Genomic DNA, 20,051 nt, shown 5'->3' with positions numbered 1-20,051 from the left:
CATTCAAATAGTATTATCATGAGATATAATAAATATTTTTTCTTCCTTCTCCTGGCGGGCACTACGGTAGTATCCTGTAAGAAATCGACCTTCGTCGATGCCAACGTCAACCCAAGCACGCTGACGAGTACCGACCCGGGTAACCAATTCCTCTATGCAGCTGTACACTGCCCCAACGATTTCGAGGCTTACTATGATAACCTTCGGGCGGTGAGTCCCTGGATGCAATTTTTCACCGGCAACGCCGGCAACGGCCCCAGCTTCACCAACGAAGGCGGCAATTTCAACTACCGTTACGGCAACTTCTACGGTAATGTAGGCGTCCCCTTGTCGGACATCCCCCATCTCGTCGCAAAGATGACCACGGCACAGCAAGCGGCCAGGGTATATGAAGAAGCCATCGCCACCATTTACAAGGCATACTATGGCTTTTACGTGAGCGATGTCAACGGTAGCATTCCCTTTACACAAGCTTTCCTCGCCCGCTACGGAGGGACATTGACGCCCACATACGATCCCCAGCAGGCCCTGTTCGATACACTCGACCTCCAGATCAAAACCGCCGTGAAGACCCTGGAGACCAGCCAGTCCACCACCCAGACCCTGTATGGCGGCTACGATCCCTTCTTCGGTGCTTCCAGCAACCAGGTCACCGCCTGGATCAAGGCCGGTAACGCCCTGCGCCTCAAGATCGCCATGCGCCTCCTGAAGAGGGATCCGACAACGCTGGCGGCCATCGCAAAGGACGTGCTGTCGGATGCCAACCAGATGTCGTCGATCACGGACTCGTGGGTACTCACCGCGGGGCCCTCTTTTGCCACGCAATCCAGCAACTATAACCCCCAGGGATTCCTGGCCTCCAGGACCCTGGTCAATTTCATGAGCACCTATGGTGATCCCCGCCTCCGTATCTTCTTCCGGAAGAACAAGAACGGCAATTACCTGGGCAGCCCCGTGAACCCGGACACCTGCAGCCTGACGTACTACCAGAACCTGTACCAGAGCAGCCCTGATACCTTCTCTGCCGTTCAGCACCGGCTCTTCACCCCGAATTACGATGAAGGCGACGGCAACGGCGTCGGTACGGGCACGTCCTTCTTCCCGGTGATCACCTACGCGGAATATTGTTTCATCCGTGCGGAACTGGGCGCAAGGGGCATCACCACGGATGCCGCGGCTACCTGGTACACCAATGGTGTGACGGCCTCCATCCAGTTCTATAGCTCGATGGGTTCAGCCGCCGGGATATCCAATTTTACGGCTGTCTCCTCCGCCGAGATCACGGCTTACCTGGCTACGCCCGGAATTACATTCAATCCAGCCAAGGCAATCGAACAGATCTCCTGCCAGGCTTACCTGGACTTCTTCCGTCAACCCTCCGAGGCCTGGGCCTGGTGGAAGCGGACTGGCTATCCGACGACTACTTCCGTGGTAGCGTGGTCTCCGCTGACGAGCAGTGGAACCGCACTTACCCTGGCTCGCCGGGTTGCCCTGCAATCGCTGCCTGTCTCTGATGCCAACTATAACAACCAACAGGCGGCCTTCAAGGCGATGGAAGCCGATGCCGGCTTCGGTACTCCCGACAACGCCGGCGGCCGCGTCTGGTGGGATATGCCTTAATCGTTTTATTCTCCAAACTCCGGGTGGCGCCAATCACCCGGAGTTTTGTATTTTTATATTATGCCATCACTTGCAAAGTATATGTGGGTCTTCCTGGTCTGTGGCTGGCATCTTACCCTTGCTCAAGGAGGGACGATGAGGGTCTTCGTCTTCCTCTCACCCGAATGCCCCCTCTGCCAGAACTACACCCGCACGCTCAACCAGCTTCAACAACAATATGCCGGCAAAGTCAAATTCACCGGCATCATCCCCGGTAAGACCTGGAAACAATCGGATATCACCACTTTCACGGAAAAATACCACATCGCTTATCTCCTGCAGGTAGACCGCGATCTCCACATCACCCATAGTCTTCACGCAACCACAACCCCCGAGGCCATCCTCCTCGGCCCGGATAACACCGTCATCTACCAGGGCGCTATCGACAATTGGTACAAAAGCCTGGGTCGGGCAGGCAATAAACCAACTCAAAATTATTTGCAGGATGCCATCGATTACACCCTCCGGCACCAGCCGCCGCCTGTAAAAAAGACGACGCCTGTCGGCTGCCTGATAAACGACTTTTAACCCATCATGAAAACCCTCCTCCTTCCCCTCATCGCTCTCAGCGTACTGACCATCCGGGCGCAGGAACCTACGTATCACAAGGACATCGCCCCCATCATCCTGACCAATTGCGCCCCCTGTCACCAGCCTGGTGAAGCCGCTCCTTTCCCGCTGCTCACTTACGAAGATGTAGCCAAACGCGCCTCTTTCATAAAAAAGGTCGTCCTGAGCCATTATATGCCGCCCTGGCGCGCCGACCGCACCTATACCCACTTTGCCAACGAACGGGGCCTTACCGACGCCCAGATCGCGCTGATCACCAGGTGGGTCGATAACAAAGGTCCCGAAGGGAAACCGGCAGATGCCCCGGCGGCCAGGCCTCCCGTCCCCGGTACCCTCTACGGCCGCAAACCCGATCTCGTGCTCACCGCCACCGACTCCTTCCACCTGCAGGGCGACAACGGCGAACGCTTCGTCATCTTCAAGATACCTTTCGAGCTGAAAGACTCTGCCAACGTCGAAGCCATCGAATTTTTCTGCAACAATAAAAAATTGATCCATCACGCCAACTACGCCATCCAGGCCGTGCCCGACCCGGCCATCGATATAAAGAGCACAGTCCCCTATGTGAACCTCACAGATGACGATCGCACCAAGGTAGACCAGTACATGCCCTATCGCCGGATCATGTCCTATTATGGAGGCTGGATACCCGGCGCCAGCTATGAATATTTTCCAAGGGAATTTGGTTGGGTGATGCCCAAAAGAGGCGTCATCCTGCTCACCGTCCACTACGCCCCGTCGGCTACCGACGAAACCAGCATCTGCGGCGTCAACCTCTTTTTCAAAAAGACCGCCATCACCCGGGTGATGAAAGTAGTGAGCTTCGGCTCGGGCGGTATAGGGGAACAGCAGATCGAGCCCATCTTCTATATCAAGGCCGGTACCGTCCAGACCTTCCGCCTCGAAGTCACCAACCCCAGCCAGGACCAGTCCCTGCTCTATGTGTGGCCCCATATGCACCTGCTGGGAAAAGAGTACAAGGCTTATATCACCACCCCGAATGGAGATACCATCAGGCTCGTACACATCCCCGACTGGGATTTTCGCTGGCAGGAAATATACCGGTTCCCTCATCCCATCAAGGTACCCGTAGGTTCGGTGATCCATATCGAGGGCACATACGACAATACGACCGATAATCCCGCCAATCCTAACAATCCGCCCAAAAATGTCTTCTCTATGGGCGATATGAAGACCAAAGACGAAATGATGACCCTGATGATGGGGTTCCTGCCCTATAAGGAAGGTGACGAAAAAATCGATCTGCAATGAACAAGCTCATCATCGCCATCGGCTGCCTGTTCCCCCTGCTTTCGCTTGCGCAGAGGAACCCACTCCATTCCCCTCCGCCGCAACCCCCGCAGGTGCAACAGCCCCTGTTCACCCTGCTCAACGAAAAGGAGACCGGCGTCTCCTTCCTGAACAAGATCGAAGAGGACGACTCGCTCAACATCTTTCGCTACGAATACCTCTACAACGGTGGGGGAGTAGGCATAGCCGATCTCAACAACGACGGCCTCGACGATATCTTTTTTTCAGGCAACACCGGACCCTGCAAGCTCTTCATTAACAAAGGGAATTTTCGGTTCGAGGACGTCACCCGCCAGGCCCATGTCGCCGGCAACGGAACATGGTGCACCGGCGTGAGCATCGCCGACGTCAACGGCGACGGCCTGATGGACATCTATGTCTGCCACTCAGGCAAGTATGATGATTCGACGAAACTCTCCAATCAGCTGTTCATCTGCCAGGGAATAACCAACGGCATCCCCATCTATAAAGACATGGCAAAAGAATATGGGCTCGATGCGCCGGGAACACAGTCCACGCAGGCCGTCTTTTTCGACTACGATAAGGATGGCGACCTGGATATGTTCCTCCTCAACCATTCCAACCACACCTACAACCCCTTTCTCAATACCCGCAAGACCCGCGCCACGCCCGACCTCCACTTCGGCAACCGGCTCTTTCGCCAGGACAGGGACGCCGCCGGCCATATCCATTTCACCGACGTCACCTTCCAGGCAGGTATTATCAACAACCCCCTGAATTTTGGACTTGGTGTCACGGTCAGCGATGTCAACGGGGACGGGTGGCCCGACATCTATACAACCAGTGATTATACCGAACGGGATTACTTCTATCTCAACAACCACGACGGCACCTTCACCGAATCGCTCGAACAGTCTTTCACGCATGTCTCCAAGTATTCCATGGGCAACGATATCGCGGACTACAACAATGACGGCCGGCCCGATGTGATCACCCTCGATATGCTGCCGGAAGACAACCACCGCCAGAAGCTGCTAAAAGGCCCTGATGAATACGATGCCTACCATCTGCTGCTGGACAGCGGCTACTACCACCAGCAGATGCGGAACATGCTGCACCTCAACGAAGGCATAGATGACAATGGACATCTCCGCTTTTCTGAGATCGGCCAGCTGGCGGGCATTTCGAATACCGACTGGTCCTGGTCACCATTACTGGCCGACTTCGACAACGACGGCTGGAAAGACCTGTTTATCAGCAACGGCTACCTGCGGGATTTTACCGACCTCGACTTCCTCAAGTATACCGTTCCCGATGCAAAAATGGCGGCGGCAAAACGGGGCGATCAGAACTTCAAAACCATCGACCTCGTCCGTAGGATGCCCGCCAACAAGCTCAGCAATTATATCTTCCGCAACAACGGCGATCTCACCTTTTCCAACGTTACTGCCGACTGGGGGTTCTCACGGCCCACCGTCTCCAACGCGGCCGCCTACGCCGACCTGGACAATGACGGCGACCTCGACCTCGTCGTCTGCAATAACAACGAGCCGGCGATGATCTATCGCAACAACGAGAACCAACTCTCCGGCAACCATTGGATCCGCCTGCGCCTCACCGGCCGGGGCCTCAATACAAAGGCCTATGGTGCAAAAGCGATATTGACTACCACTGACGGCGCCAGCCAGTATGAAGAGCTTTATCCTGTCCGGGGCTACCAGTCCAGTATGGCGCCAGAACTTTTCTTCGGCTTCCCGAAAACCCAATCCATCCTCCGCCTCACCATCACATGGCCCGACGATAGCGTCACCGTGCTGAACAACCCTGCGCCGGATCAAACGCTCAACCTGAACGAAGAAAACCTCGCCCCCGCCGCCCTCAGCCCCGCCGCATCTTCCCCGCCGCCCGCCGCCAACACGACAACTGCCCCGGCCTCATCAGCTGCCGCCGCAACCACCCCCTCACCCGCGGCTCACGCATCCTCCGCCACGCTAACCGCTCCGGCAGCCCCGGCAACACCCGCCGGGACGCGTCTCTTCACCGATATCACCGCAACCGCCGGCATCGGCTTCCGCCACCGGGAAAATGAATTCATCGACTTCAAGGACGAACCGCTGCTGCCCTATCAGTTGTCGCGGGAAGGTCCCGCGATGGCTAAGGCGGATGTCGATGGCGATGGACTGGAAGATGTCTTCTTCGGCGGCGCCATCGGCCAGGGCGGCCAGCTCTTCCTCCAGACCAAAGACGGTCATTTCTCTCCGGCGCCGTCCCAACCCTGGGCGGCGGATACCGCCTATGAAGAGGTGAACGCTCTGTTCTTCGATGCCAATGGTGATGGCTTTCCCGACCTGTATATCGTCAGCGGCGGCAACGAATACCCCGACCAGTCCCCCGGCTATCAGGATAACCTCTACCTCAACGACGGCAAAGGCCATTTCACGAAAGCACCCGCGAATGCCCTCCCGGTGATGAACAGCAGCAAGTTCGCCATCGCCGCAGGCGACTTCGATCATGATGGTCGTATCGACCTCTTCATCGGCGGCCGCGGCGCCCCGGGTTCCTTCCCGCTGCCCTCGAACAGCTATCTGCTGCACAACGACTCGCATGACGGCATCGTCAAATTCACCGATGTGACGGAAGCCATCTGCCCCTCTCTCCGCCAGTCCGGTATGGTGAAAGCCGCCGTCTGGTCGGCTCTGGACGACACGCAATACCCCGACCTCCTCATCGCCGGCGATTGGATGCCGGTTCGGCTGTTCCGTAACGTCAAAGGGAAACTAACGGATGTTTCCACCGCTGCCGGACTCGCCAACCTCGATGGAATGTGGTCTTCCATCACCCCCGCCGATGTCGACGGCGACGGCCGGACAGACTTTATCCTGGGCAACTGCGGGCTTAACAATCAATTCAAGGCTTCCCTCGACCAACCCCTTTCCCTCTACGTCGCTGACTTCGATGACAACGGCTCCCTCGATCCTATCCTTTGTTATTATATCCAGGGAAAGAGCTATCCAATGGTCTCCCGGGATGAATTGCTCGACCAGATCGTTTCCCTGAGAAAAAAATTCAACAGTTATAAGGCCTATGCCGACGCCACCATCGAAGACATCTTTCCACCGGAAAAGCTGGCCAAAGCAAAAGTCCTGCATTGCAACGAACTTGCCTCCGGCATCCTCTACAACCGGGGTGGGGGACATTTTTCCTTTAGCCCCCTGCCGTTGCCCGCCCAATTCTCCAAGGTCTACGGCGCCATCCTGGATGATTTCGATGGCGATGGCAAAAAGGATATCCTGGTCTCGGGCAATTTCTTTCCCTATCGTACTCAACTGGGCCGATGCGATGCCAGCCTGGGTATGCTCCTCAAAGGGCCCGGCCCATCCTTCCACGCCGTAGACCCTGCCCTCAGTGGCTGCTACATCGGTAGCGACGTCCGCGGAATCATCGAATTAAGGGGCCCGGCCGGCGAAAGACTGGTGATCATCGCAAAAAATAACGATGCCGTACAGGTATTAAAAGTAAATTCCCGATGAAAGTCATTATCGCGATCCTATCAGTCTGGTTAGCTGCTGCTCCTGCCCCAGCCGCCGCGCAGCACCCCGCAACCGCCGCGCAGCATCCCGCCGGGCCGCAACATCCCGCCGGGCCGCAACATGCCGCAATCGCCCCCGCCGTTGCGCAGGACAACAGCGAAGCCTTACGTCGCGCGGAAGATGCTGTCACCGATATCATGGTCCATGACATCTTCTCGCCTCCCGTGGCCAGCCGCATCTACCTGTATACGAATATTGCGGCTTATGAGACCCTCGTTAAAGCCCATCCGCAGGAATATTCCTCGCTTTACGGCCAGGTGAAGGGATTCCCGGAGATACCGGCGCCGGATAAAGCCATCTCCTTTCCTGTCGCCTCCGTCTATGCCTTCCTGTTGGTAGGCAAAAAGCTGGTCTTTTCGGATTCGGCCATGCAGGATTCCATCCACGCGATATTGCACGATCTCCGCTCCGGCGCCCCCGACCCCTCCACCTACAAGGCTTCACTCGAATATGGTCAGCAGGTGGCGGCAGCCGTCATCGCCTGGGCAGAAACCGATCAATATAAAGAGACCCGCCGCCTGCCGCGCTATCGCATCTCCCGGCAAAAAGGGAAGTGGATCCCGACTCCCCCCGTGTATATGGCGGCGGTGGAACCCTACTGGAACAGGATAAGACCCATCACCCTCGACAGCGCCGGCCAGTTTCGTCCTCCCGCGGCGCCACCCTTCAGTGCCGACAGCAGTAGCCCCTTCTATCATGCGGCTTACGACGTCTATCGCACTGTAAACTCCTTGTCTGACGAGCAGAAAGCCATCGCCAATTTCTGGGACTGCAATCCCTTCGCCGTTACAACGGAAGGCCACCTGATGTTTGCCACCAAAAAGATCACGCCCGGCGGCCATTGGATAGCCATCGTTTCGACGGTATCCCGGCAACAGCACCGCGACATCATGGAGACGGCGGCCGCCTATACCCTTACTTCCATCGGCATCTTCGATGCCTTTATCAGTTGCTGGGATGAGAAATACCGTAGCAACGTCATCCGTCCCGAGACGTATATCGATGCCTATATCGATGAAGGCTGGCGCCCGATCCTCCAGACGCCGCCCTTTCCGGAGTATACCAGCGGCCATAGCATCGTTTCGATGGTCGCCGCTACCGTGCTGACACCCTTTTTAGGCGGGCAGTACGCTTTCAACGATGATACGGAGAAGAAATACGGTTTGCCGGAAAGACATTTTGTATCTTTCCGCCAGGCGGCACAGGAAGCAGCTGTCTCCAGGCTTTATGGCGGTATCCATTACCGGGCAGCCATCGAAGAGGGACAGGTATCGGGAAGAAAGATAGGGGAGTGGGTGCTGCAAAAGATAAAACTTAAAAAAGCAGGCTGACAGATGCCGGCCATTAAAAAATACCACCTTACCCTTTTGCTGATACCAGCGATCTACCTCACCACTGCCCGCTGGACGCCGCCCACTGCGCCCGTGCTGCACCAAACGGCGACCGACAACCAGGAGGCTGCCGGTAACCAGGAGCCAGGGAAATTCATCGGGTCGGCCGCCTGCCAGTCCTGTCACAAAGAAATTTATGCCGCCCATATTCATACGGCCCATTACCTCGATTCCCGGCCTGCCGCCGCAGCTTTCATAAAAGGCTCTTTCAAAGGCGACAAAAGCCGGTTTGTCCTCAACGAACACATGGAAGTGCGGATGGAGAAAAAGGCCGGCCGATTCTACCAAACGGCTTTCTTCAACGGCAATCCCATCGAAAGTGAAGCATTCGGTATCGTCATCGGTTCCGGCCGTAAGGGACAGACCTACTTGTATTGGGACGCGGGCCGACTGTTTCAGCTGCCTATTTCCTACTTTGTTCCGCTCGACAGCTGGTGTAACAGCCCCGGGTATCCGAAGAATATGATCTATTTCGGCAAAGAAGCGCGCGGTCAGTGTATAGAATGTCATGGCACCTATGCGGTGACTGCCGAACTGGAGGGTAGGGGGACGGTGTTCGACAGCGCCAGCATCATCTACGGCATCGATTGCGAACGGTGCCATGGACCCGGCGCGGAGCACGTCGCCTGGCAGGCCGCACATCCCGGAGACCTTACGGCCAGGTACATCGTCAACACCCGGCATCTCAGCCGTCAACAGCGCCTCGACGCCTGCGCGCTCTGTCACTCGGGATTCAGGAAAGAGAATAAGCCCTCTTTTTCTTTTGCCGTAGGCGATACCCTCGACAACTATTCCAAGGCAACCTACGACACCACGGCGACTGCAGCGCTCGACGTCCATGGAAACCAATACGGCCTGCTTACGGCAAGCAAATGCTTCCGGCTGGCCGACGGGCTGGATTGCTCTTCCTGTCACAACCCACACGTCAATGAACATGGCAGAATGGAAGTTTATTCGCAGCGATGCGCGGGTTGTCATAGCGGCAACGGCCAGCACTCCTGTTCCTTTTCTCCCGTGAAAACGATGGGCCTCACCAACAATTGCATCGATTGCCATATGCCGGCCCTGCCCTCTAACGCGATCACCCTGCAGCTATCCGGCCAGGACCAGCTCGTACATGACCTTGTCCGTACACATCGGGTAGCGATCTATCCCGATGCTGCGAAGGAATACCTCGAAAAAATAAAGCATCGCTGATGCGCGCAAGTAAACAACGCCTGCGCGTAATCGAACAACAACTGTAGCAAAACGAACGATATCTGCGCGAAAAAGGAGAAAATCTACACGAAGGCCAATAATACCTGACCCATCCCGTCGGTTGTCCGAAAAACCAGTTACTTTTGCATGTCCTAGATGAATGGGCCTACTTTCCTATGAGTGAAAAGAGTGTGATCTATAAAAAGAAGATCATTAGAGAACTGTATTTTGCCGGCAACCTATCCTGTTCTGATATCAGCGATCGTACCAGCACCAGCCTTCCCCTGGCTACGAAGATGGTCGGCCAACTGGTGGAAGAGAAATATGTGATGCCCACGGGCTACGCACCTTCTACGGGTGGCCGGCGCCCCCAGAGCTATTCCCTCCGTCCCGAATCCTTCTATATCGTCAGCGTCGCGATGGACCAACTCTTCACCCGCATCGTCATCATGGATATGCATCAAAAGCAGGTGACGCCGGTGAGGAAATTCGAGTTTCCGCTGACAGCCAAAGAGGCTACACCCGATCGGCTCGCCGTCCTGATCAACGAGTTCATCCTGGAGTCCGGCATCGGAAGCACCCAGATCGCCGGCATCGGCATCGGGATGCCCGGTTTCGTGAATGCCCGCGAAGGTATCAACTATAGCTTTCTGAAGTTGGCAGGTAAGGGACTCGCCCGGTACTTAACCGAACGCACCGGCATCCAGACCTTCCTGGAGAACGACTCCGGCCTCATCGCCCTGGCGGAGTTTCGGTTCGGGATAGCGCGCAACATGAGGAACGTACTGGTCATCAACCTCGGATGGGGCGTGGGGCTGGGCATGATCCTCAACGGGGAGTATTTCCGTGGACATAACGGATTTGCTGGAGAGTTTAGCCATCTGCCCATCTATTCCAATAACAAATTATGCAGTTGCGGCAAGACCGGTTGCCTCGAGACCGAAGCCTCCCTGCTCGAACTGATCGCGAAGGCCGAAGAAGGCATCCGCAACGGCAGTCTGACAGCCCTCAGCCATTCCCTGCCGGCCAGGGACCGCGACCTGGCTGCCCAGGCCATTCTTTCGGCTGCCGAAGACGGTGACAAATTTGCGGTCGGTCTCCTGTCGGAGGCCGGCTATACCATTGGAAGAGGCATTGCCATTCTCATCCATCTTCTCAATCCCGAGTTGATCGTGCTAAGCGGAAGGGGTGCATCTGCCGGCAAGATCTGGCAGGCGCCTATTCAACAGGCGTTGAACGAACATTGCATACCACGCCTGGCTTCCCAAACGCGTATCGAAGTCTCGGAATTAGGAAACAACGCAGAACTCATCGGGGCCGCCGCATTGGTGGTTGAAAGCTACTATTCGGCTTGACCGCCGGGGCCCCCCTGCTAATGAAAATCCCTGTTGATCGCTGCGCTAAAGGTCTTCAGGCTCCATCCTCCGCCTACGATAATCCGCCGCACCGTCATCAGCGGGTCGGTAGGATCCATCTTGTCCGCCAGTTGGAAGGCCATGATGAACCCACGCTTGCGCAGTTCGGGGAAGGCGGCGCGGTTCTGTAGCCCAAAGGGATAAGCGAAGTAGTGTATCGGCGTACCCGTTATGGCTTCGAGTTGTTTTGTCGGCTTGTCTATCTGTATCTCCCAGTCCTTACCCTGGTATTTCTTCACATTGTGATGGTCCCAGGTGTGACTGCCGATCACATTGCCGGCGGTATACAATTCCTTCACCTGCTCCTTGGTCATATAGTGTGGTAACTTGTTCAAACTAATGGTCATAATGAAGAACACACCTTTGAACCCATACTTCTTCATCTCGGGCCAGGCCACGGTATACTGGTCTTCATCCGTGTCGTCGAAGGTCAGCATGATAGGCTTGCTTGGTAAAGCCGCGCCCTTCGTCAGGTAAGCATAGAGCTGATCGGGGAGAATGGTGTGATATCCGCTGTCATGAAGCATCTTCAGTTCAGCCTTAAGGTCGGCCGGCGGCATGATGTAATCTTTTGATACTTTGGAATCCGTCGCTTTCCAGTCCCGAACCTGATGATAGCAGAGTATCGGCACTTCCTTCTTACTCATCACCACCGACGGCGCCACCGGTTGGGCGATGGTCGCGCCAAAAACAAACCAACTCAGACCCAAACAAACAAAATGCTTTTTCATATAGATGATTAAAAATTTACGCATTCCCACGCGGCCGGAGGCCGCGAAGCTACGCATTGACTCCCGGCAACACCCGCACCACTTCTTCCAGCCAGCGCTGATCTTCGCTATCGAACGCCCCCAGCTCAACGCTATCCACATCCAGCACGCCTACTACTACGGTCCCGCTGAAGATCGGCACGACGATCTCGCTCCGCGACAGGCTGCTGCAGGCGATATGCCCCGGGAAAGCCTCCACATCGGGCACGATCAGCGTCTGTGCCTCCGCCCAGGATGTCCCGCAGACACCCCGGCCCTTCCTGATCCGCGTACAGGCTACCGGCCCCTGGAAGGGACCAACTACCAGCTCTCCGTTCCGGACAAGATAGAACCCCACCCACAACCAGCCGAATTGTTCTTTCAGCGCGGCGGCGATATTGGCCAGGTTGGCCGTACCGTCCGTTTCCCCTTCGACCAGGGCCTTTATCTGGGGTAACAGCGAGCCGTACTGCTCGGCCTTGCTCCCCTTGATGATTTGCAAGTCTTCCGACATGGGCGCAAAAATACAATAACTTAATCTTATCTTAGAATATGCCACGATTTACCATCGATGCCGACATCAGCAAGGCGCGTACGCCTCATACCGATCTGTATACCGATGTACAGCTATTCCACGAGATAAAGGAAAAGTTCTTCGCTTCTTCCTGGCAATTCGTCGGCGACAGCGATTGCATCCCGACTCCCGGGGATGTCCATCCCTTCACCCTGCTGGAAAACTATCTCGACGAACCCCTCGTGCTCGTAAACGATAATCATGCAAGCCGGCTCCTTTCCAACGTCTGCACGCATCGCGGCAACCTGGTCGTAAACGAACCCTGCCGCCTTTCCCATCTGCGCTGCCGTTATCATGGCCGTCTCTTCCACCTCGACGGCGTCTTTCGCAGCATGCCGGAATTCAAAGAAGTGCAGGATTTCCCATCCCCCGCCGACGACTTGAAACAACTACCGCTGCAGGCCTGGGGTAAATGGCTCTTCACTTCCCTGCATCCCGGCCAACCCTTCGACGCCTTCTGGGGCGATCTCCAACAACGGCTCCACTGGCTGCCGTTGGACGAATATGTGTTCAAGCCCCAACTCTCCCGCGACTTCACCGTCCGCGCCAACTGGGCGCTGTACTGCGAGAACTATCTCGAAGGCTTTCACATCCCTTTCGTTCATGCCGGTCTCAACACCGTTATCGACTTTGGCAACTATACCACCGAGCTCTTCGCCAACGCCAGCCTCCAGCTGGGCATCGCAAAGGACGACGAGGACTGCTTCGACCTGCCGCCGGAGTCACCCGACTACGGTAAAAAAGTCGCCGCCTATTATTTCTTTGTCTTCCCCAACCTCATGTTCAACTTCTACCCCTGGGGCCTCAGCATAAACATCGTCAAACCCGAGACCCTTACCCAGACCCGGGTGTCTTTCCTCACCTATGTCGCCGACGAGGAGAAGTACGACAAGGGCGCCGGCTCCGGCCTTGATACCGTCGAGATGGAGGACGAAGAGGTGGTGGAAGCCGTACAGAAAGGCGTCCGCTCGCGGTTCTATACCCATGGCCGTTATTCCGTCACCCGTGAGCAGGGTACGCACCATTTCCATCGCCTCATCGCAAAGTACCTGGATTGACCAAAACCCTAAAAACCCGGCATCCATGGCACTCACTTTAAAAAGATCGCTTGGCCTCTGGTCCGCCGTTTCCATTGTCATCGGCAGCATCATCGGTGCCGGCATTTTTATGCGGCCCGCATCTATGGCCGCCCGGTTGGGATCACCCTATCTGCTGTTGCTCGTCTGGCTTGTTGCCGGTGGTGTCTCCATCCTCGGCGCCATGATCTTTGCCGAACTTGGCACGATGTTTCCCGACACTGGGGGACCCTATATCTATTTTCAGAAGATCTACGGTGACTTCACCGCTTTTATCTACGGGTACAGCGCCTCCATGGTCATCAACACCACGGCCCTTGCCTCTATGGCCTTTGTCGCCGCGCAATATCTCGGATTCTTTATTCCCTTGCCCCGCTTTGCTCCTGCCGTCGAGACATCGATAAGGCTGCATCTTCCTTTTGTCGCCGATATCTATCCCTTACAGGATTTTGGAGTAAGGTCCACCGCCGCCCTCATCCTGATCTTCCTCACGGCGCTCAACTATTACAGCACAAAGCAAAGCAACGCCCTGCAAGTCGTCGCCACCTTCGTAAAAGCGCTTGCCCTCTTCCTGCTCGTCGGCGGCTTGCTCTTTACAGGCAAAGGTCATGCCGTCAATTTCATCACCAATAGTCCGGGCTTCCATCCGACCCATTTCCTCCTTCTGGCTGCCTTCATGGCCGCTACATCCGGCGCCTTCTCCTCCTATGATGGCTGGTACAATCTTAATATGATCGCCGGCGAGATCGAGAACCCTCATCGCAACATCCACCGCAGTCTGCTCATCGGGGTCGGCGCCTGCATCGGCATCTATGCCCTCACCACGTTGGCGTATATCTATGTCATCCCCGTAGAGCAGATGGCCCATTCCTCCCTGGTTGCCGCCGATGCCATGGAAAAGGTGCTTGGCGTGGCCGCGGCGGGTCTCGTCTCCGCCCTCATCGTCATCTCCGCTTTTGGCGCAACCAATTCCAATCTTCTTGCCAACATCCGCGTCCTGTTTGCGATGGGGGAAAAAGGTGACTTCTTTGCGTGGAGCGGCAGGGTCCATCCCCGGTTTGGCACCCCCGGCAATGCCGCCATCCTGATGGGCATCATCAGCATCCTTTTCGTCTTCAGCGGCAGCTTCGACATCCTCGCCGATATGTTCGTATTCCTCTCCTGGATATTCTATGGACTCACGGGGGTGGGGCTTTTCCTCCTCCGTCGCAGGATGCCGGACATCCCGCGACCCTATCGCGTAAAAGGCTATCCCGTCCTCCCGGCCATTTTCGTCATCTTCACCGCCGTATATCTCGTCATCACCCTTTACAACGATATCAGCGCCTACAACAGCGGCAGGAGTCCGATCATCCAGTCCGTCTTCGGTCTCCTGCTCACTGCTACGGGTATTCCTTTTTATTTGTATTTTCAGTGGCAAAAGCGGAAACATGCGAAATAACCTTCTCCTTGTCGCGTTTGTCCGGGTCGCCCGCCCAGTCCTGTACTTCCTGCTATTTCTCGCCTTCGCCGGCGTCGCCAATGCGCAATTCCCCGCCGACACTTCGCGGAAGGTCTACGTCCTGCGGCCCGACCGCGTCTTTGATGGCGAACAAATGCACGAAGGCTGGCAGGTCCTCGTCCGTGGTCGCTTCATCGAGGCCGCCGGACCACCAAACACCATCAAAGCGCCCGAAGGCGCCGTCGTCATCGACCTCCATGGCGCCACGCTGCTGCCCGGGCTCATCGAAGGACATAGCCATCTTTTTCTCCATCCGTATAATGAAACCCCCTGGGATGACCAGGTCTTGAAAGAATCCCGCGCCGAACGCACCGCCCGCGCCGTCGTTCATGCACGCCAGACCCTCCTCGCCGGCTTTACCACCGTCCGCGATCTTGGCACCGAAGGTGCAGGGTATGATGATGTCGGACTAAAGGAGTCGATAGAGAAAGGCATCATTCCCGGTCCGCGGATGCTCTGTGCCACCCGCGCTATTGTCGCTACGGGCAGCTATGGACCGAAAGAGCTGGCCAATGATCTCGAGACACCCCATGGCGCGGCCGAAGCCGATGGCCTCGAAGGCGTCACAAAAGAAGTGCGTACCCAGATAGGACATGGGGCCGATCTTATCAAGGTATATGCCGACTATCGCTGGGGCCTTCACGGCGTCGCACAGCCGACATTCACCGTCGGGGAATTAAAGAAGATAGTAGAGGTGGCTGCCAGCAGCGGTAGAGAGGTCGTCGTTCATTCGTCGACAACGGAAGGCATGCGCCGCGCCATCGAAGCCGGTGTCAATACCATTGAACATGGGGAAGGCGGCAACCCGGAGCTCTTTGCTGCTATGAAGGCGAAGAACATTGCTCTTTGTCCCACCCTTGCCGCGGGGGAAGCCATCCTTGGGTACAATGGCTGGAAAAAAGGCGTCGATCCCGATCCTGCCCGGATAAGGGCAAAGAAAGAAAATTTCCGCCAGGCGCTTGCTGCAGGTGTGACCATTTGCATGGGTGGGGATGTTGGTGTCTATACACATGGCACCAATGCCCGCGAGATGGAAGATATGGTGGAATATGGGATGAAGCCCCTCGATGTTCTGCTTTCGGCCACCTCCGTCAATGCCGACGTCTTTCATATCGCCGACCATGTTGGCAGGGTAAAGCCAGGGCTTTTTGCCGATCTGCTTGTCGTCGAAGGTGATCCCTCCGCCAACATCTCGCAGATCCGCAAGGTAGTCTGGGTCATGAAAGATGGTGTTCTCTATTATCCCTAGCGAGTCAGGCGCCCGATCACCTCAGCATGTTCCGGGTATTGTGTGGTGAGTGCTTCCCGTTCGGCCAGTTCGAAGTCGGCAAAGTCAAAACCAGGCGCCACCGTGCAACCCACCAGCGCATATTCGCTCCCGGGGGCGGGTACACTGGCAAACCAGCTGCCTGCCTTCACCACTGTTTGGAATGTCTCTCCTAATTCGGGGTTTTGGCCGAGCCGGTGTTCCATCATTCTGCCGTTGTGCGTGATCTCATAGACCAGCAGCGGGTCGCCGAAGTAAAAATGCCATAGTTCGTCCGAGGCGATGCGGTGGAAGGCCGAGAACTGGCCGTGGGCAAGCAGGAAGTAGATGCTGGTGGAAGCACACCGGTTGCCCTGGAAGAACAGCGGCAGGGCGCTGCGGGGAAGGATCAATTCGCTTCTGTAGACTTCGCCGAATGCGCCGCCTTCCACATGTGGAGTGAGTTGCAGTTTCTCGATCCAGTAGGAGGCGGGTGGCCGTATGGTCGTCATAACATCATTGTTCGATGGATACGTGCGCGGCATAGACGTCGGCAAGGGAGTCTTTGATATGCGTGGTATCCTTTATGGCTGCGGCGATGGGGAAATACAGCTTGAACAAGCTCGAATCCTTCTGCTCCATGTGTATATTCAACTGGTAGCCAAGTAATTGATTATACCGGCGAAGGGCGTGGTTCTTGTTTGGCGTTTGCAGGATGACAAACCGCCAGAGGCTTTGTCCTGCTTCCGGGACGGGCGTATGCTGTACAGTCGTCGGTGGTGCCGGTTGAATAGTGGCCGGGTTGGTCGTCCTGGCCAGTGCCGTGTCTTTCGGGGCCGTTGCTTGACCTCCTGTGCTGCCCGTCGCCGGCGCTGAGGATAGTGTCGTCGTGTCTGCTCGTTGGGTCGTCGTCGACTCGGGGATCACGCGTGCCCGGTTCTCTGCCGTCGATTCGGTATAGTTGTTACGTTTGTACAGGTAGTAGCCGCCCCAGGCGATGACGATGAGTCCGCCGACGAGGCCTATCAGCAGCAGGGTCTGGCGGACGTTGCTGCCTGTAGGTTCTTCGCGGGGTGGTTCGTCGAAGGAGGTGGCGCCGGGGCTGCGGCGTTCGGGGTGGTGGAGGTCTTCTAGTTTGGGGATCAGGTATTCGCCGGGCGTAAAGTCGAGGCGACCGTCCTTGTTTTTAAGCAGTGTGCCGATGCCTTCGAGGTAGAAAGGTTTACCGATATTCAGCAGTTGCCGGCCGGTGGTCAGGAAGAAGTCCAGGTCGGCTGCGGCCAGGGACTTCATTTTTCCCGTATGTTCCTTGATATAGGTGATCAGGGTGTCGTCGGCGGCCGGAATGTTGGCGTTCTTGAAGGTGATACCGGAGGCTGGCACATGCCCTAAGCGGTCGGACTCTTGCGGTATCGTTGCAGACGCGTCGAGGGTGAAGGTCCCGATGCCGGGCAGGTCGAGCCTCTTGGTCTGATACAAAAATTGCGACAATAGCTGTGGTAGTTTCAAACCATCGGATTTTAGGATGGGTTAAAGATAGTCAACTTCTGCAACTTACACCTAACTTTGTGGAATAAAGCGAAATAGCTATGTTGTCGAAGGAAGAAGAGCGTTTCATCCGGTATTGGGAGCAGAACCGGCTGCGGCGTAAGAAAGTCGTTCGTCAGTTCCTGTTAGGTATTCCCATTGGGTTACTATTCGTCATTCCCATCGTCATCAATTTCGCCTCGGGCTGGAACAAGTCTGCCGGTGTGGAGGCCAACAGTCAGGACTTCGACCCGCGGGTTCTTTTTATAGCCTTGTTGCTCATCGTGGGGTTTACGTCTATTTTCTACCAGCGGCATAAGTGGGACCAGTATGAGCAGCGCTATCGCGAGCTGCTTGCCCGCCAGGCGCGGGACGAACATGCTGCTCAGGCCACCCATGCCACTAAAGCCACCGCCGACCCCGCGACCGACCCATCATCCACCCCCGCGTCAGACCAACAGGGTGGGGAATAGGCAAAAAAAAGCCCCGGTATTAGACCAGGGCTCTTAGCAGGTAGTTCATGGTTACTGCACATCAAGCAGATGTATATCTAAATCAGGGATGGAAGAAGCGATGAATTTCGGGGATGGATTATCAACAGGGAAATCCTGCAGATGTCAGCCATCGATAAGGTTAGATTTGGATGAAAAGAAGGTAAACTATTAGATAATCAATCTCTTACGTCGGAAGCATATCCTCTTATTTCCCCTTTCGTCAAAAATAGTCCCTGTAATTAGACAACCCCTTACCCGGGATTGCTGCAAGAAAATTAAAAAATCTTCAAAATTTTTTAATGCCAACCCATTAGTTCGCCCAATAAGCGCAACCACCTAACTTTGCCCAAAACCCATCTATCTTGCCACACGAAAGCATCTCCGTATTCGACATGTTTAAAATAGGTGTCGGCCCTTCCAGCTCCCATACCCTCGGCCCCTGGCGCGCCGCCCAACGCTTCACCGACACCCTCCAATCCAAAGGCCTCGACCGCCTCACCTCCGTAAAGGTGCTCCTCTACGGCAGCCTCGCAAAGACCGGCAAAGGCCACGGCACCGACATCGCTATCCAGCTCGGCCTCGCCGGCGAAGACCCCGTCACCTTCGACCCCGGCAACATCACCCCCGCCATTGATGCCATAAAGAACCAAAAACAACTCAATATCCGGGGGACAAAGCTCATCACTTTCGACCCTGCCACCGACATCGCCTTCCTCTATTCCGAAACCCTGCCGTACCACCCCAACGCCATGACCTTCCTCGCCGAATGGCAGGACGGCCGGCAGCTCGCCGAGACCTGGTACTCCATCGGCGGCGGCTTCGTAAAAAAAGAAGGCGATGACTCAGCTACCGGGACTGCCGTCCAGCTGCCTTTCCCTATCGACACAAATGCCGATCTTCTCCACTGGTGCCGCAAGACCGGTATGTCCATCAACGACATCGTCATGGAGAACGAAACCGCATGGCGGCCCGAAGCAGAGACCCGCGCCGGTGTCCACCGCATCTGGTCAGTGATGCGCGACTGCATCTACCGCGGTTGCCATTCCGAAGGCATGCTCCCCGGCGGCCTCCACGTCCAGCGCCGCGCCGCTGCTCTCAACCGCCGCCTCATCGGTAACAACAGCTACCACGATTTCGATACCTGGATACAGGCCATCCGCAACGGTGGCAACAGCTTCAAATATACCCTCGACTGGGTCAGCTGCTTCGCTCTCGCCGTCAACGAAGAGAACGCCTCCTTTGGCCGCGTCGTCACCGCCCCCACCAATGGCGCCGCCGGCGTCATCCCCGCCGTCCTGCAATATTTCGTCATCTTTTGTGACGGTTATAAAGAAGAAAAGATCCTCCAGTTTATCCTCACCGCCTCCGAGATCGGCAGCATCTTCAAGAAAGGCGCCACCATCTCCGCCGCCATGGGTGGCTGCCAGGCAGAGATCGGCGTCAGCTCCGCTATGGCCGCCGCGGGCCTCACCGAATGTGTAGGCGGCTCCCAGCGCCAGGCCATGATGGCCGCCGAGATTGCTATGGAGCACCACCTCGGCCTCACCTGCGACCCCATCGGCGGCCTCGTCCAGATACCCTGCATCGAACGCAACACCATGGGAGCCATAAAAGCAATCACTGCCTCGCAACTCGCCCTCCAAAGCACCCCGGACTACGCCAAGGTCTCTCTTGACGCCGTCATCCAGACGATGTGGCACACCGCCCAGGACATGAACAGCAAATACAAAGAGACTTCCGACGGCGGCCTCGCCGTTCAGATACCCCTCGGCCTCAGCGAATGCTGAGCC

At 56.3% G+C, this 20,051-nt stretch carries 16 protein-coding genes; 12 read left to right on the top strand and 4 right to left on the bottom strand.

The genetic code is table 11. The annotated features are described in order from the left end of the window. Positions 1–18: 18 nt before the first annotated feature. The 7 genes from IEY39_RS10700 to IEY39_RS10670 all read left to right on the top strand — a co-directional run bounded on the left by IEY39_RS10700 (position 19) and on the right by IEY39_RS10670 (position 11,034). On the top strand, positions 19–1,620 hold the full coding sequence (locus tag IEY39_RS10700) for a SusD/RagB family nutrient-binding outer membrane lipoprotein (RefSeq protein WP_188931268.1): 1,602 nt from the start codon (positions 19–21) through the stop codon (positions 1,618–1,620). A 60-nt stretch (positions 1,621–1,680) separates the two neighbouring features. Further along, complete coding sequence (locus tag IEY39_RS10695; RefSeq protein WP_188931266.1) at positions 1,681–2,187, top strand: redoxin family protein; 507 nt, start codon at positions 1,681–1,683, stop codon at positions 2,185–2,187. 6 nt (positions 2,188–2,193) lie between these two features. After that, positions 2,194–3,501 (top strand): c-type cytochrome, encoded by a 1,308-nt coding sequence (locus IEY39_RS10690; protein WP_188931265.1) that lies wholly within the window; start codon positions 2,194–2,196, stop codon positions 3,499–3,501. Continuing rightward, a complete protein-coding gene (locus IEY39_RS10685; RefSeq protein ID WP_188931263.1) occupies positions 3,498–7,031 on the top strand; it encodes a VCBS repeat-containing protein in 3,534 nt (1,177 codons plus the stop codon). The genes IEY39_RS10690 and IEY39_RS10685 overlap by 4 nt, the downstream gene beginning before the upstream one ends. Then, on the top strand, positions 7,028–8,422 hold the full coding sequence (locus IEY39_RS10680) for a vanadium-dependent haloperoxidase (RefSeq protein WP_188931262.1): 1,395 nt from the start codon (positions 7,028–7,030) through the stop codon (positions 8,420–8,422). The genes IEY39_RS10685 and IEY39_RS10680 overlap by 4 nt, the downstream gene beginning before the upstream one ends. Positions 8,423–8,425: 3 nt before the next feature. Further along, complete coding sequence (locus IEY39_RS10675; protein WP_188931261.1) at positions 8,426–9,679, top strand: multiheme c-type cytochrome; 1,254 nt, start codon at positions 8,426–8,428, stop codon at positions 9,677–9,679. A gap of 143 nt (positions 9,680–9,822) precedes the next feature. Beyond that, entirely contained in the window at positions 9,823–11,034 is a 1,212-nt protein-coding gene (locus tag IEY39_RS10670; RefSeq protein WP_229688866.1) for an ROK family protein, read from the top strand. 17 nt (positions 11,035–11,051) lie between these two features. Here IEY39_RS10670 and IEY39_RS10665 read toward each other — a convergent pair whose 3' ends face one another. Together IEY39_RS10665 and msrC are read right to left on the bottom strand one after the other, a co-directional pair. Continuing rightward, entirely contained in the window at positions 11,052–11,825 is a 774-nt protein-coding gene (locus tag IEY39_RS10665) for a polysaccharide deacetylase family protein (RefSeq protein WP_229688865.1), read from the bottom strand. Between the two features lie 49 nt (positions 11,826–11,874). After that, positions 11,875–12,357 carry a free L-methionine (R)-S-oxide reductase MsrC gene (gene msrC / locus IEY39_RS10660; RefSeq protein WP_188931259.1) on the bottom strand — a complete coding sequence of 161 codons (483 nt, stop codon included), beginning with the start codon at positions 12,355–12,357 and terminating at the stop codon, positions 11,875–11,877. Positions 12,358–12,395: 38 nt separating this feature from the next. On the opposite strand from msrC, the gene IEY39_RS10655 reads away from it, so the two are divergent. The 3 genes from IEY39_RS10655 to IEY39_RS10645 are packed head-to-tail and all read left to right on the top strand — an operon-like array spanning position 12,396 to position 16,243. Next, positions 12,396–13,475 (top strand): aromatic ring-hydroxylating oxygenase subunit alpha, encoded by a 1,080-nt coding sequence (locus tag IEY39_RS10655; protein WP_188931258.1) that lies wholly within the window; start codon positions 12,396–12,398, stop codon positions 13,473–13,475. Positions 13,476–13,500: 25 nt separating this feature from the next. Continuing rightward, positions 13,501–14,934 carry an APC family permease gene (locus IEY39_RS10650; RefSeq protein ID WP_188931257.1) on the top strand — a complete coding sequence of 478 codons (1,434 nt, stop codon included), beginning with the start codon at positions 13,501–13,503 and terminating at the stop codon, positions 14,932–14,934. Then, complete coding sequence (locus IEY39_RS10645) at positions 14,924–16,243, top strand: metal-dependent hydrolase family protein (protein ID WP_188931255.1); 1,320 nt, start codon at positions 14,924–14,926, stop codon at positions 16,241–16,243. The genes IEY39_RS10650 and IEY39_RS10645 overlap by 11 nt, the downstream gene beginning before the upstream one ends. Here the strand turns inward: IEY39_RS10645 and IEY39_RS10640 are convergent. Both IEY39_RS10640 and IEY39_RS10635 read right to left on the bottom strand, forming a co-directional pair. Continuing rightward, entirely contained in the window at positions 16,240–16,752 is a 513-nt protein-coding gene (locus IEY39_RS10640; RefSeq protein WP_188931254.1) for a cupin domain-containing protein, read from the bottom strand. The two genes, IEY39_RS10645 and IEY39_RS10640, sit on opposite strands and share 4 nt — an antisense overlap. 4 nt (positions 16,753–16,756) lie before the next feature. Next, positions 16,757–17,749 carry a hypothetical protein gene (locus tag IEY39_RS10635; protein WP_188931251.1) on the bottom strand — a complete coding sequence of 331 codons (993 nt, stop codon included), beginning with the start codon at positions 17,747–17,749 and terminating at the stop codon, positions 16,757–16,759. 80 nt (positions 17,750–17,829) lie between these two features. Here IEY39_RS10635 and IEY39_RS10630 point away from each other — a divergent pair, with 80 nt between their 5' ends. Both IEY39_RS10630 and IEY39_RS10625 read left to right on the top strand, forming a co-directional pair. Next, complete coding sequence (locus IEY39_RS10630) at positions 17,830–18,240, top strand: hypothetical protein (RefSeq protein WP_188931250.1); 411 nt, start codon at positions 17,830–17,832, stop codon at positions 18,238–18,240. 383 nt (positions 18,241–18,623) lie between these two features. After that, positions 18,624–20,048, top strand: a complete 1,425-nt coding sequence (locus IEY39_RS10625; RefSeq protein ID WP_188931248.1) for an L-serine ammonia-lyase — start codon at positions 18,624–18,626, stop codon at positions 20,046–20,048. Positions 20,049–20,051: the final 3 nt, after the last annotated feature.

Origin of the sequence: Puia dinghuensis (assembly GCF_014642875.1) — a bacterium.
In the GTDB taxonomy this organism is placed as follows: Bacteria; Bacteroidota; Bacteroidia; order Chitinophagales; family Chitinophagaceae; genus Puia; species Puia dinghuensis.
This window is presented reverse-complemented; position numbering and strand designations above follow the sequence as displayed.

Excerpts from the sequence above, each read along its gene's own strand:
- IEY39_RS10695 (WP_188931266.1), top strand. The coding sequence starts at position 1,681 with ATGCCATCACTTGCAAAGTATATGTGGGTCTTCCTGGTCTGTGGCTGG.
- msrC (WP_188931259.1), bottom strand. The coding sequence starts at position 12,357 with ATGTCGGAAGACTTGCAAATCATCAAGGGGAGCAAGGCCGAGCAGTAC.
- IEY39_RS10665 (WP_229688865.1), bottom strand. The coding sequence starts at position 11,825 with ATGAAAAAGCATTTTGTTTGTTTGGGTCTGAGTTGGTTTGTTTTTGGC.
- IEY39_RS10685 (WP_188931263.1), top strand. The coding sequence starts at position 3,498 with ATGAACAAGCTCATCATCGCCATCGGCTGCCTGTTCCCCCTGCTTTCG.
- IEY39_RS10640 (WP_188931254.1), bottom strand. The coding sequence starts at position 16,752 with ATGACGACCATACGGCCACCCGCCTCCTACTGGATCGAGAAACTGCAA.
- IEY39_RS10680 (WP_188931262.1), top strand. The coding sequence starts at position 7,028 with ATGAAAGTCATTATCGCGATCCTATCAGTCTGGTTAGCTGCTGCTCCT.
- IEY39_RS10690 (WP_188931265.1), top strand. The coding sequence starts at position 2,194 with ATGAAAACCCTCCTCCTTCCCCTCATCGCTCTCAGCGTACTGACCATC.
- IEY39_RS10650 (WP_188931257.1), top strand. The coding sequence starts at position 13,501 with ATGGCACTCACTTTAAAAAGATCGCTTGGCCTCTGGTCCGCCGTTTCC.
- IEY39_RS10630 (WP_188931250.1), top strand. The coding sequence starts at position 17,830 with ATGTTGTCGAAGGAAGAAGAGCGTTTCATCCGGTATTGGGAGCAGAAC.
- IEY39_RS10655 (WP_188931258.1), top strand. The coding sequence starts at position 12,396 with ATGCCACGATTTACCATCGATGCCGACATCAGCAAGGCGCGTACGCCT.
- IEY39_RS10645 (WP_188931255.1), top strand. The coding sequence starts at position 14,924 with ATGCGAAATAACCTTCTCCTTGTCGCGTTTGTCCGGGTCGCCCGCCCA.
- IEY39_RS10700 (WP_188931268.1), top strand. The coding sequence starts at position 19 with ATGAGATATAATAAATATTTTTTCTTCCTTCTCCTGGCGGGCACTACG.
- IEY39_RS10675 (WP_188931261.1), top strand. The coding sequence starts at position 8,426 with ATGCCGGCCATTAAAAAATACCACCTTACCCTTTTGCTGATACCAGCG.